This is a genomic window from Lelliottia jeotgali (assembly GCF_016771845.1).
Taxonomy (GTDB): Bacteria; Pseudomonadota; Gammaproteobacteria; order Enterobacterales; family Enterobacteriaceae; genus Enterobacter; species Enterobacter jeotgali.
The window spans coordinates 105752-119242 of sequence record NZ_JAENMQ010000014.1; the positions used below are offsets into that span (position 1 = coordinate 105752).

Below are 13491 nucleotides of genomic sequence, written 5' to 3' on the forward strand. Positions count from 1 at the left end.
CCTAACGCCGCCAACGTCTGACCAGGCGGCTACGCAACCCGGTATCAAAGCGCCAGATATGATCGAAGATGCGCATGATGCCGGGTTTTCCATGTTGCGACATGGCGACAGCGTGAAAACGATGCTGTTGATCCCGCTGTAACGATTTCACCTTCGCGACCACATCATCCGGCAGCCGCTGGGCAATAAAATCGGAAATCACCACCGCATCCGCGTCATACCAGTCTCCGCCCTGCATGCGTTCTGCGATGGCGCGAAAACAGCTGGCGATGTCGGTGCCGCCACGAAAACGCTGGCTCAAAAAGCGGATCGCCTGCTCAATACCTTGCTCTCCTGTCAGCTCGTATCCCACCACTTCACTGGAAAACAACATAATAAAGCAGCGGCGCCGATCGGCGAGGGCCACGCGCATCAGCGCCAGGCAAAAGGCTTTGGCGCACTGTTCGTTAAAGCCACCCATCGACCCGGAAGTATCGACGCAGACGATAAATGGCCCACGCGGCTGCTCGTCAAAATCCTGATGAACGACCGGGCGCTGACTGATTTTCTCGCGCCAGGACTCACCGTGCAGGCGATAGGTCAGGAGCTGTTTCTCCACCAGCCTACGGTAGAATTCATATTCCAGCTCGGTGATGCCCAGCGTCGCCAGCTCCGTCGGCAGAAGGCGCAGGATATCATCGCTCTGCTGCAGGCCGTCGACCTGTTCCGGCACCGTCGCCGGTTCGCGCACCAGGGTGCGGAAGGTCTCCATCGGCGCATCTTTCTTCGGCACTGACTTTGCTTCCCGCGAACGGCCAAGTTGTTCAGCGATCTGCATCAGCTCGGGTTGTTGTGCCAGAAAATCGCCATATTTAACGATCAGCTGATAGTCGCCGCGCCGGATCTGCCCGGCGCTCATATCCCAAAGACGCCCGGCTGAGTTTTCGTTTTCCACCAGCACCTGCTCCAGCTGGCCGCTTAGGGTCATCCGCTCCTGAACTTCACTGAGCAACTGCTCGCGTTCTTCTTCCAGAAGCTGCTGATTGAGCGAAGTAGTCTGTACCACCAGGCTCAGTCGCCATCGCTGTAAAAAGAGTGTATGCAGCGCGGGTGTAAAGCTGGCGTTGTCCGTGACCAACTGATGAGCCTGGGCTGCATAAGGAGAATGCACTTTATCGAGTAGTGTCAGGATCTGCGGGAGCTGGATGATGAATTGTGCGGTCGAGAGCCGTTGGCTTTGCTGATAACACACCACTTCTTCAGTCAGTTCCGGCGGGACTTCGGTCTCTTTTAGCCGGCGGCGAAGATTATCCCGCCAGCGCGGAAGATCGTCAGTGACAGCCTTTTTTATACGGGGAAACTTTTCAAAGAATGCTGCCAGCTGAGGCGAGGCGAGCAAGGTGAGCAGGATCTCCTCGATCATCCCCTCCTCTCCGACTGCCAGCATCACATTGAGCGTATCCAGAGTTAGCATTGACGCGCCTGTTTGATCTGCGCGCTGACATCCTGCAGGCTGGCTTCGATACGACCTAACCAGTCGCTATGAATAAAGAGACATTTTTGTTGTTCGCTGAAGCGCGTGTGCTGCTGGTGCCATTCAGTATCGAGTGCTTCGAGCTGCTGTTTTATCTCTTCCGGAACATTCTCCGAGGCATTCCCAGGCAACGCGAGACGAGAGCCTTGTAAACTCACATCGCGGATTACCAGATGCAAGCTGGTATCCACTTCCAGATTCAGTACCTGGGCAAAGCCAATACCGTTTAGCTTTCCGCGGATTTCGCCGTTTTTGTCCAGCCACTGTGACAGCGCGTCGCGCTCAATGGTGATGTGCACCACCTGCATATCGTGGAGTTTTAACGGTTGCTGGAGCAAGAGTGTCAGCGAGGTTTCCGTCAGTTCGGTGGGTAACTCGTAGTGAGGTTTACGCGAAAACATCCCGCCGAGGCGGCTGACCTTCAGCGCCGTTTTATCACTTTGCTGCTGCTGAAGCTGAATGCGTCGCTGAGTAATAGCGTCCAACTGGGTGAGCATCGCCTGCTGCCCCCACGCGTGCCCGGTCATCAAAACGTCCAGCTGTTGCTGCATCAAATGCATACCTTCGCCGTCGTGCCACAGACAATCTTTTAACAGGATAAGATCGATAGGGGCGACAGCATCCCGTCCACTGAATAATGCGCTGGCCTGCAACAGACGAATGGCTTTTTTCCAGCGACGATCCGAGACATAAGGCGCAGCAGGTAATACATCCAGCTGCTGGCGCAGCATGAAGATGAGCTCAAAAACGGCGTCGGGAAGTTTCACCTTACCGATATCCTGCTGCCACTGTTGATACTCTTCGTCTGTCACCTGTAGCGACGGCGCAACCGGATTTTCATTCTCATCCTGCTGGCTTATCAATAAAGAGCGGAAGTTCGACTTGTCCTGCACTTTATCCAGCCACAGGCGAATTAGCATTCGGTCATACAGCGCTTCGAGGCTGCTGTCGGCTTCAGGAAGTTCGTTGGATGCGGCCACCAGCAGACGCATCGGGATTTTTTCCTCGAACGCGCCGTTACGAAAACGGCGTTCGTTGATAGCGGTAAGCAGGGTGTTCAGTATCGCCGGGCCAGCTTTCCAAATCTCATCCAGAAAAACGATTTCAGCTTCGGGTAGATAGCCCGCCGTTAAGCGCTGATAACGCCCCTCATCTTTCAGGGCCTGAATCGAGAGCGGGCCAAACACCTCTTCCGGGGTGGAAAAACGGGTCATCAGATATTCAAAGGCGCGCGCGTTCTGGAAAGCAAATTTAAGTCGGCGAGCAATCAGGCTTTTAGCAATGCCGGGCGGACCGAGCAGGAACACACTTTCACCGCTGAGCGCTGCCAACAAACAGAGCCTAATCGCGTGGCTGCGTTCGAAAAGGCCTTTCTCCAGCGCACCGCTGAGGCGGGAAATTCTTTCTGCTAATAAATGTGAGTGAGCCATAATTGTGTTGCATCCTTTCGGCGTCGTCGCAGCTAATTGATGCGAGTATAGACGTTTCAGCATGGGCTGGTAATAGACTGAAGTGCGGCACTATTTTCTTTGCGCTACATTAATGTGGTTGCATTTAGGGGTACGATCTTGCGATTAATCGTGCATACTGTGCGCCTTTTTGTGGGCCAAGGGACTAAGCACACATTTGTTATACAACGAAAAGACTAGTCTATGAGCACTGATAATAAGCAATCATTACGCGCTATAACGCTTGCGGCCATTGGGGTTGTGTACGGTGATATCGGTACCAGCCCGCTCTATACGCTTCGCGAATGTCTATCCGGTCAGTTTGGTTTTGGTGTTGAACGTGACGCCGTTTTTGGCTTTTTGTCACTTATATTTTGGCTGCTGATCCTGGTCGTCTCGGTTAAATATCTCTCTTTCGTCATGCGTGCAGATAACGCCGGTGAAGGTGGGATCCTGACGCTCATGTCCCTTGCCGGGCGCAATACCTCGGCAAAAATGACCTCGTTCCTGGTGATTATCGGCCTGATTGGCGGCAGCTTCTTCTATGGAGAAGTGGTTATCACCCCGGCGATTTCGGTCCTCTCAGCGATAGAGGGGCTGGAGATTATCGCGCCGCAGCTGGATACCTGGGTGGTGCCGCTCGCCATTATTGTGCTGACATTGCTGTTCGCGATTCAGAAGCACGGTACGGGGCTGGTGGGTAAGCTGTTTGCGCCGATTATGCTGGCCTGGTTCCTGATCCTGGCGGCGCTCGGGCTGCGCGGTATTCTTTCCAACCCGGAAGTGCTGCAGGCGCTGAACCCAATGTGGGCGGTCCACTTCTTCCTCGAATACAAAACCGTGTCGTTTGTCGCGCTTGGTGCTGTCGTGCTGTCGATTACCGGTGTGGAAGCGCTGTACGCAGATATGGGCCACTTCGGTAAGCTGCCGATTCGTCTGGCCTGGTTCTCCGTGGTGCTGCCGTCTCTGGCACTGAACTACTTTGGCCAGGGCGCGCTGCTGCTCAAACATCCTGAAGCGATCAAGAACCCGTTCTTCCTGCTGGCCCCTGACTGGGCGCTGGTCCCGATGCTGATCCTCGCAACCCTGGCGACGGTGATTGCCTCACAGGCGGTAATTTCCGGCGTCTTCTCCCTGACGCGCCAGGCGGTTCGTCTGGGCTATCTGTCGCCGATGCGTATTATTCACACCTCGGAGATGGAATCCGGGCAGATCTACATTCCGTTCATTAACTGGCTGCTCTACTTTGCCGTGGTGATCGTGATTGTCAGCTTCGAGCACTCCAGCAACCTGGCGGCGGCGTACGGTATCGCCGTGACGGGCACGATGGTGCTGACCTCGATTCTCTCCACGACGGTGGCGTACCGGAACTGGCACTGGAACAAGTTCCTGGTGGCGCTGATTCTGGTCGGTTTCCTGTGTATCGATGTGCCGCTGTTCTCCGCAAACCTCGACAAAATCGTCTCCGGTGGCTGGCTGCCGCTGACCCTGGGTCTGGTGATGTTCCTGGTGATGACCACCTGGAAGAGCGAGCGCTTCCGCTTGCTGCGCCGTATGCATGAGCACGGTAACTCTCTTGAAGCGATGATCGCCTCGCTGGAAAAATCCCCGCCGGTACGCGTGCCGGGCACCGCGGTGTATATGTCGCGTGCGTTGAACGTTATCCCGTTTGCGTTGATGCACAACCTCAAGCACAACAAAGTGCTGCACGAGCGCGTGATTCTGCTGACGCTGCGCACCGAAGATGCGCCTTATGTGCATAACGTTCGCCGCGTACAGATCGAGCAGCTTTCGCCGACCTTCTGGCGCGTGGTGGCGAGCTACGGCTGGCGCGAAACGCCAAACGTGGAAGAGGTATTCCACCGCTGTGGTCTTGAGGGGCTGAGCTGTCGAATGATGGAAACCTCGTTCTTTATGTCGCACGAGTCACTGATCGTCGGCAAACGTCCGTGGTATCTGCGTCTGCGCGGCAAGCTGTATCTCATTCTGCAACGTAACGCCCTGCGCGCGCCCGACCAGTTCGAAATCCCGCCTAACCGCGTGATTGAGCTAGGGACGCAGGTCGAGATTTAACATCCGCAATACCTTCCAAAAATGCCGGGTGGCGCTACGCTTGCCCGGCCTACTTTACCCGTAGGCCCGCGCAAGCGTAGCGCCGCAGGGCAATTCTGTTGCTCCCCATTTCACTTAGCGAAACGTTTCGACGTTGATCACAATTCTGTTACGTCATGATGGTTTTCTGAACACCGTTGAGATTAAACTTAATTCAGCGAAACGTTTCGCTAGTGGAGCAAGAAAATGAAGAAAGGTACGGTACTCAATTCTGAAATCTCGTCGGTTATTTCCCGTCTTGGGCATACCGATACGCTGGTGGTTTGCGATGCAGGCTTACCGGTTCCGCGCAGCACAACCCGTATTGATATGGCATTAACACAGGGCGTGCCCTCGTTTATGCAGGTACTGAACGTGGTGACGGCGGAGATGCAGGTTGAGACGGCCATTCTCGCGACGGAAATCAAACAACATAATCCGCAGCTCCACGAAACGTTGCTTAGCCACATCGAGCAACTGCAACAACACCAGGGAAACACCATAGAAATTCGTTACACAACGCACGAACAATTCAAACAACAAACCGCAGACAGTCAGGCGGTGATTCGCAGCGGGGAATGCTCCCCGTATGCGAATATCATTCTCTGTGCTGGCGTCACCTTCTGAGGCCATCATGGACGCATTATTGCAACTCAAAGGGATCGATAAATCGTTCCCGGGCGTAAAAGCCCTCTCCGGCGCGGCGTTAAATGTTTACTCCGGGCGCGTCATGGCGCTGGTGGGTGAAAACGGCGCGGGCAAATCCACGATGATGAAAGTGCTGACCGGCATTTACGCCCGTGACGCCGGCACGCTGCTGTGGCTGGGGAAAGAGACCACCTTCACCGGGCCGAAATCCTCTCAGGAAGCCGGGATCGGCATCATCCATCAGGAACTGAACCTTATCCCGCAGCTCACCATTGCGGAAAACATCTTCCTCGGCCGCGAGTTCGTTAACCGCTTCGGCAAAATCGACTGGAAAAAGATGTACGCCGAAGCCGACATTCTGCTGGCGAAGCTGAACCTGCGCTTCAAAAGCGACCGTCTGGTCGGCGACCTGTCTATCGGCGATCAGCAGATGGTTGAAATCGCCAAGGTGCTGAGCTTCGAGTCGAAAGTCATCGTCATGGATGAACCGACCGATGCATTGACTGATACCGAAACCGAATCTTTATTCCGCGTTATTCGTGAGCTAAAAGCCCAGGGGCGCGGGATTGTCTATATCTCCCACCGCATGAAAGAGATCTTCGAAATTTGCGATGACGTGACGGTATTCCGCGACGGCCAGTTTATTGCCGAACGCGAAGTGTCGTCTCTGACCGAAGATTCGCTGATCGAGATGATGGTGGGACGTAAGCTCGAAGAACAATATCCCCGTCTCGACAAAGCACCGGGTGCTGTTCGCCTGAAGGTCGACAACCTGTGTGGGCCGGGCGTGCATGACGTCTCTTTCACTCTACATCAGGGCGAAATTCTGGGCGTAGCGGGGTTGATGGGCGCGGGTCGTACCGAGCTGATGAAAGTGCTGTATGGCGCACTGCCGCGTGCCAGCGGGTACGTCACTCTCGACGGTCATGAAGTGGTCACCCGTTCTCCGCAGGATGGGCTGGCAAACGGCATCGTTTATATCTCCGAAGACCGTAAGCGCGACGGCTTAGTACTCGGGATGTCGGTGAAAGAGAATATGTCCCTGACGGCGCTGCGCTACTTCAGCCGCAGCGGCGGTAGCTTAAAGCACAAAGACGAACAGCAGGCGGTGAGTGATTTTATCCGCCTGTTTAACGTGAAAACCCCATCGATGGAACAGGCGATTGGCCTGCTCTCTGGCGGTAATCAGCAGAAAGTGGCGATTGCCCGCGGCCTGATGACGCGTCCGAAAGTGCTGATCCTCGACGAGCCAACCCGTGGCGTAGACGTCGGCGCAAAGAAAGAGATTTATCAGCTGATTAACCAGTTCAAGGCTGACGGTCTGAGCATCATTCTGGTCTCTTCCGAGATGCCAGAAGTATTAGGCATGAGCGATCGCATTATGGTTATGCATGAAGGGCATCTCGGCGGTGAATTCACTCGCGAGCAGGCCACCCAGGAAGTTCTGATGGCTGCCGCTGTGGGCAAGCTTAATCGCGTGAATCAGGAGTAAGAAGATGACTACCCAGGCTGTTGCTGGTCGCCGCTATTTCACTAAAGCGTGGCTGCTGGAACAAAAATCGCTGATCGCCCTGCTGGTGCTGATCGCGATTGTGTCGACCATGAGCCCGAACTTTTTTACCGTTAATAACCTGTTCAATATTCTTCAGCAGACATCCGTTAACGCCATTATGGCCGTAGGCATGACGCTGGTGATTTTGACGTCGGGAATCGACCTGTCCGTCGGTTCTCTGCTGGCGCTCACCGGCGCGGTGGCGGCCTCGATTGTAGGGATTGAGGTCAACGCGCTGGTGGCGATTGCGGCGGCGCTGGCGTTAGGTGCGGCTGTCGGTGCGGTCACCGGAATGATTGTGGCAAAAGGCCGCGTGCAGGCGTTCATCGCCACGCTGGTGATGATGCTGCTGCTGCGCGGTGTGACGATGGTCTACACCAACGGCAGCCCCGTCAATACCGGCTTTACCGACAACGCCGATCTGTTTGGCTGGTTTGGTATCGGTCGTCCGCTGGGTATTCCTACGCCGGTGTGGATTATGGGCATCGTCTTCCTGGCGGCGTGGTACATGCTGCACCACACCCGTCTGGGCCGTTATATCTATGCCCTGGGCGGTAACGAAGCGGCGACGCGTCTTTCCGGCATCAGCGTCAATAAAGTCAAAATTATCGTCTATTCCCTGTGCGGCCTGTTGGCGTCGCTGGCGGGCATCATCGAAGTGGCGCGTCTCTCTTCTGCGCAGCCGACGGCGGGTACGGGATATGAGCTGGATGCGATTGCCGCGGTGGTGTTGGGCGGTACCAGCCTGGCGGGCGGCAAAGGTCGCATTGTTGGGACATTGATCGGCGCACTTATCCTTGGCTTCCTGAATAATGGTTTGAATTTATTAGGTGTTTCTTCCTATTACCAGATGATCGTTAAAGCAGTGGTGATTTTGCTGGCGGTTCTGGTAGACAACAAAAAACAGTAACTGACGACACTACAGGACATCTTGAATATGAACATGAAAAAACTGGCTACCCTGGTTTCTGCTGTGGCGCTGAGCGCTACCGTGAGTGCGAACGCAATGGCGAAAGACACCATCGCGCTGGTCATCTCTACGCTGAACAACCCGTTCTTCGTCTCACTGAAGGATGGCGCGCAGAAAGAAGCTGACAAACTGGGCTATAACCTGGTGGTTCTGGACTCCCAGAACAACCCGGCGAAAGAGCTGGCCAACGTTCAGGACTTAACCGTTCGTGGCACCAAAATCCTGCTGATCAACCCAACTGATTCTGACGCGGTAGGTAACGCCGTGAAGATGGCAAACCAGGCGAAAATCCCGGTGATTACCCTGGACCGCGTGGCAACCAAAGGCGAAGTGGTCAGCCACATCGCATCTGATAACGTGCTGGGCGGCAAAATCGCCGGTGACTACATCGCCAAGAAAGCCGGTGAAGGCGCCAAAGTTATCGAACTGCAAGGTATCGCAGGGACCTCCGCAGCGCGTGAGCGTGGCGAAGGTTTCCAGCAGGCTGTTGCCGCGCACAAATTTAACGTCTTGGCCAGCCAGCCTGCTGACTTCGACCGTACTAAAGGCCTGAACGTCATGCAGAACCTGCTGACCGCGCATCCTGAAGTACAGGCCGTATTCGCGCAGAACGACGAAATGGCACTGGGCGCGCTGCGTGCTCTGCAAACTGCCGGTAAATCTGATGTGATGGTCGTTGGTTTTGACGGTACGCCAGACGGTGAGAAAGCGGTAAACGATGGCAAACTGGCGGCGACTATCGCTCAGTTGCCAGAGCAGATTGGCGCGACGGGCGTTCAGACTGCGGATAAAGTGCTGAAGGGCGAGAAAGTCCAGGCTAAATATCCGGTTGACCTGAAGCTGGTCGTCAAGCAGTAATAGGCGATTCAGGCCGTCATTGATGGTCTGAGGGACTATAAATAAAGAAAAGTGTGGCATACGCCACCGGGTCAAACCGGTGGCTTCTTTACTGGACACCTCAAACATGAAAACCGCAGTCAATCTCGTCGTCCTTGGCAGTATCAATGCCGATCACATTCTTAACCTTGACTCTTTCCCGACGCCTGGCGAAACCGTCACTGGCAATCAGTATCAGGTGGCTTTCGGCGGCAAAGGCGCAAACCAGGCGGTAGCAGCCGGGCGCAGCGGGGCGAACATCGCGTTTATTGCCTGTACGGGTGATGACGACACCGGCGAGCGCGTGCGTAAACAGCTGGAAAGCGACAATATCAATATTGCGCCGGTCAGCGTTGTGGCAGGTGAATCAACCGGCGTGGCGCTGATTTTCGTCAACGCACAAGGTGAGAATGTTATCGGTATTCATGCGGGAGCTAATGCGGCGCTGAATATTGAGCGTGTAGAAGAACAGCGTGGGCTGATTGCCAGCGCAGAAGCGCTGCTAATGCAGCTCGAGTCGCCGGTGGAAAGCGTGCTGGAGGCCGCGAAAATTGCACATGAAAATCATACCACTGTCGTACTTAACCCTGCTCCAGCGCGTCTATTATCAGACGAGTTGCTGGCGCTGGTGGACATCATCACCCCGAACGAAACGGAAGCTGAAAAGCTGACGGGCATTCGCGTGGAAAATGATGACGACGCGGCGCGTGCCGCTCAGGCACTGCACGACAAAGGTATCGGCACGGTCATCATTACGCTGGGCAGTCGCGGCGTATGGGCCAGCGTTAACGGTGAAGGCCGCCGCGTTCCCGGCTTTAAGGTCAAAGCGATTGATACCATTGCAGCGGGAGACACCTTTAACGGTGCGCTGGTTACGGCTCTGCTGGAAGGCAGTACGCTGGACAACGCCATTCGCTTTGCTCACGCTGCCGCTGCGATTGCGGTGACGCGTAAAGGGGCACAGCCTTCGGTTCCGTGGCGCAAAGAGATTGATGAATTTTTGAGTCAGCAGAGGTAACGTTTGGCCACAATGAAAGATGTCGCCCGTATGGCGGGCGTTTCTACCTCGACGGTTTCCCACGTCATTAATAACGATCGCTTTGTCAGCGAGGCCATTCGGGAAAAAGTCGAAGCTGCCGTCAAAGACCTCAACTATGCTCCTTCGGCGCTCGCGCGCAGTCTCAAACTTAATCAGACCCACACCATCGGTATGCTGATCACCGCCAGTACCAATCCTTTTTATTCAGAGCTGGTGCGCGGCGTTGAACGCAGCTGTTTTGAACGCGGTTACAGCCTGGTGTTATGTAACACCGAAGGTGACGAACAGCGCATGAACCGTAATCTGGAAACCCTGATGCAAAAGCGCGTCGACGGATTGCTGCTGCTGTGTACCGAAACGCACCAGCCCTCAAAAGAGATCATGCAGCGCTATCCTTCGGTTCCGACGGTGATGATGGACTGGGCACCCTTCGACGGGACCAGCGATCTGATTCAGGATAACTCGCTGCTGGGCGGCGATATGGCGACGCAACATCTGATCGATAAAGGCTACACCCGCATCGCCTGCATTACCGGGCCACTGGATAAAACCCCGGCGCGTTTGCGTCTTGAAGGGTATCTTGCGGCCATGGATCGCGCGGGCCTGCCGATTCCGGACGGGTATCGCATTACCGGTGATTTTGAATTTAACGGCGGTTTTGAAGCGATGCAAAAACTGCTGTCGCAGGACGTGCGACCGCAGGCGGTATTTATCGGCAACGATGCGATGGCTTTTGGCGCGTATCAGGCGCTGTATCAGGCGGGATTACGCGTTCCTCAGGATATGGCGGTGATTGGTTACGATGATATCGAATTGGCTCAGTATATGACGCCGCCGCTGACCACAATTCATCAGCCGAAAGACGAGCTGGGCGAGCTGGCGATCGATGTATTGATTCATCGGATGGCGCAGCCCGCACTTTCGCAGCAGCGGTTGCAGCTTACTCCTGTTCTGATGGAACGCGGTTCTGTTTCGCAGGGTGGCGATCTTTAATCAGATTACGACCGTCTTTCGGCTTCAGCAGCATAAATACCAGCGCCGAGACTACCGTTAGCGCGCCCATCGTAATAAAGGTGTAGTGGAACTGCTCCACCGTGTTCGTCCCTTCCATACCTTCATAGACGCGCAGCACCGCTGCGCTCACCGCGACCCCAAGACTTATCGACAGCTGTTGCGTTACGGCCAGCACGCTGTTGCCGCCGCTGGCGTTTTCGTCCGTCAAATCCGCAAGGCTGATGGTGTTCATCGAGGTGAACTGGATCGACATCGCCATCCCTAAGATAAAGAGCGGGAGCAGCAGCATCCACGCCGGGAAGGCGGCGGACTGAAGCGAGAACTGCGCAATCATCAGCCCGATAAACACCGTGACGCCCACCAGTGTTTTACGATAACCCAGTCTGCGCAGGATCTGCGTCACCATCGATTTCGCCAGAATGGACCCGACGGCGGTCGGCGCCATCATGCATCCGGCAATGAGCGCCGGATAACCAAACCCGACCTGCAGCATCAATGGCATCAAAAACGGCACGCAGCCGGTGCCCAGGCGCGAAGCGATATTTCCGGCAATGCCCACCGAGAAGGTTCGGGTTTTGAACAACAGCAATGAAATGAGGGGCGTCGGGTGTCGGCGCGCGTGACGTATATAAAGAAGGAAAAGCAAGATACCGCTCAGGATGATGGAAAGCGCGATCCAGGTGGCCACGATTTTTTCGCCAAATAACTCCATGCCTGTAGAGAACAGCACCAGGCTCAGGCCGAACAGGAAAAAACCGCCCATATCAAAGCTGCGCTTCGGCGTGGTGAAGTTCGGCATGTATTTGCGGGCGTAGCAAAGACCGGCCACGCCAATCGGAATGTTAATCAGGAATATCCAGTGCCAGCTCGCCCAGGTCACCAGTACGCCGCCGAGAACCGGGCCGAGGATCGGGCCAACCAGGCCGGGCATGGTGACAAAGTTCAGTACCGGAAGCAGTTCGCTGCGCGGGTAGGCGCGTAATAACGCCAGGCGTGCGACCGGCATCATCATCGCTCCACCGATGCCCTGCAGGATGCGGAACACAACCAGCTCGGATAAAGAGGTCGAAAGCGCACAGGCCAGCGAGCCGAGGGTAAAGAGCGTGACGGCGAGCATAAAGATCCGGCGCGTGCCGAATCGGTCCGCCAGCCAGCCGCTCACCGGGATCAGCATCGCGACGGTCAGCGTATAGCTGATGATGGCGGATTGCATCGCCAGTGGAGAACGGTTGAGACTTTCAGCAATGGCCGGGAGGGCCGTGTTAAGAATGGTGGCATCCAGCGCCTGCATAAAGAAAGCCATTGCCGCAATCCATGGCAATCCCGCCATGCTGCGTGCTTTTTTCTCAGTCATTGATTGTCCGGTTGTTGGTGTGGCGTCGCTAATAAAACCTGGCAGGCGAGTAAAGCGCGTTGGCCGTCGCTATCCTGAATGGCATCAACAATGGCCTGGTGCTGATCCAGCTTCACCACGTCATTCTGAGTAATAGAAGCAAAGTAAGTGTGGTACACCGAGTGGAACAGGGAGGCAAAGGAGGTCAGGAAGGGGTTTCCACTCATCGCGTAGATCTGCTCATGCCAGGCCATATCCACTTCAATCCAGCGCTGGCGGTTGAAATGCTGCTTCAGGAAGGTCATTTCGTCCATCAGCGTATTGAGCTGAGCTTTCTGTTCAGCACTGCCTTGCAGGGCGGCAAGTAAACAGGCCTGCGGTTCCAGGCTGCTGCGCATAATAAGGAAGTGCTCAACGACCTGATGGAAATTCTCTTCAGTCATCCACCAGGAGAGTAGCTCCTGATCGAGGAAGTTCCAGTTGCTCTGGGGCATCACGCGTGTCCCGATACGTGGGCGCGGGAGCACCATGCCTTTCGCGGTTAACGTCTTCACCGCTTCGCGAACGGCAGTGCGGCTCACACCAAACTGCTCTCCCAGTTCCATTTCACCTGGTAGAATGCTTCCTGGCGTATATTTTCCGGCCAGAATGCGTTGAGCCAGTTTCTCTGCCAGCACATAAGAGAGGTTTTTTTGGGCTGCCAGCTGTTGCGCGCTTAAGGGCATCGCTCTTATTCCTTAATGGTTCATGCTATTAAGTATGCCATCTGGCGTGTGATTGTGGCTGCAATAACAGCAAATAGAACAATTTATGGCTTGTCATAAGGCGTTTTGGTGAAAAAAAACGCGGTTAGAAAATTTTATTAAGATTCCTCTTGTCACCTCAGAATAACTCCCTATAATGCGCCTCCACTGACACGGAACAACGGCACACAAGCCGCCGGGACAGAAGGGGTTCAGCGATGAACGCCGACAGAGAAAAGCGAAATTAAACGCTTGACTCTGAAT

Annotated in this window: 11 protein-coding genes; 7 read left to right on the forward strand and 4 right to left on the reverse strand. The window is 55.1% G+C overall.

What is annotated here, in order from left to right; genetic code table 11:
* Position 1: 1 nt before the first annotated feature.
* Entirely contained in the window at positions 2 to 1453 is a 1452-nt protein-coding gene (gene viaA, locus JBO43_RS20360; protein ID WP_095284081.1) for an ATPase RavA stimulator ViaA, read from the reverse strand.
* Positions 1447 to 2943, reverse strand: coding sequence for an ATPase RavA (ravA, locus tag JBO43_RS20365; RefSeq protein ID WP_202674931.1), 1497 nt, complete (start codon positions 2941 to 2943; stop codon positions 1447 to 1449). The genes viaA and ravA overlap by 7 nt, the downstream gene beginning before the upstream one ends.
* A 222-nt stretch (positions 2944 to 3165) precedes the next feature.
* Here ravA and kup point away from each other — a divergent pair, with 222 nt between their 5' ends.
* The 7 genes from kup (at position 3166) to rbsR (ending at position 11130) form a co-directional block, all read left to right on the forward strand.
* Positions 3166 to 5034, forward strand: coding sequence for a low affinity potassium transporter Kup (gene kup, locus JBO43_RS20370; protein ID WP_095284078.1), 1869 nt, complete (start codon positions 3166 to 3168; stop codon positions 5032 to 5034).
* Positions 5035 to 5259: 225 nt separating this feature from the next.
* Positions 5260 to 5679 carry a D-ribose pyranase gene (rbsD, locus tag JBO43_RS20375; RefSeq protein ID WP_095284076.1) on the forward strand — a complete coding sequence of 140 codons (420 nt, stop codon included), beginning with the start codon at positions 5260 to 5262 and terminating at the stop codon, positions 5677 to 5679.
* Between the two features lie 7 nt (positions 5680 to 5686).
* On the forward strand, positions 5687 to 7192 hold the full coding sequence (rbsA, locus tag JBO43_RS20380) for a ribose ABC transporter ATP-binding protein RbsA (protein WP_095284074.1): 1506 nt from the start codon (positions 5687 to 5689) through the stop codon (positions 7190 to 7192).
* A gap of 4 nt (positions 7193 to 7196) precedes the next feature.
* On the forward strand, positions 7197 to 8162 hold the full coding sequence (gene rbsC, locus JBO43_RS20385) for a ribose ABC transporter permease (RefSeq protein WP_095284073.1): 966 nt from the start codon (positions 7197 to 7199) through the stop codon (positions 8160 to 8162).
* 27 nt (positions 8163 to 8189) lie between these two features.
* Positions 8190 to 9080 carry a ribose ABC transporter substrate-binding protein RbsB gene (rbsB, locus tag JBO43_RS20390; protein WP_095284071.1) on the forward strand — a complete coding sequence of 297 codons (891 nt, stop codon included), beginning with the start codon at positions 8190 to 8192 and terminating at the stop codon, positions 9078 to 9080.
* Positions 9081 to 9186: 106 nt separating this feature from the next.
* The gene (rbsK, locus tag JBO43_RS20395; protein ID WP_202674932.1) at positions 9187 to 10116 is read left to right on the forward strand and encodes a ribokinase; all 930 of its coding nucleotides are present in this window, start codon (positions 9187 to 9189) and stop codon (positions 10114 to 10116) included.
* A 3-nt stretch (positions 10117 to 10119) separates the two neighbouring features.
* Entirely contained in the window at positions 10120 to 11130 is a 1011-nt protein-coding gene (gene rbsR, locus JBO43_RS20400) for a ribose operon transcriptional repressor RbsR (RefSeq protein ID WP_202674933.1), read from the forward strand.
* Here rbsR and mdtD read toward each other — a convergent pair.
* Positions 11078 to 12505, reverse strand: a complete 1428-nt coding sequence (mdtD, locus tag JBO43_RS20405; protein ID WP_103947864.1) for a multidrug transporter subunit MdtD — start codon at positions 12503 to 12505, stop codon at positions 11078 to 11080. The genes rbsR and mdtD overlap by 53 nt on opposite strands.
* On the reverse strand, positions 12502 to 13209 hold the full coding sequence (locus JBO43_RS20410) for a FadR/GntR family transcriptional regulator (protein WP_095284065.1): 708 nt from the start codon (positions 13207 to 13209) through the stop codon (positions 12502 to 12504). Before JBO43_RS20410 ends, mdtD begins: the two co-directional genes overlap by 4 nt.
* Between the last annotated feature and the right edge of the window lie 282 nt (positions 13210 to 13491).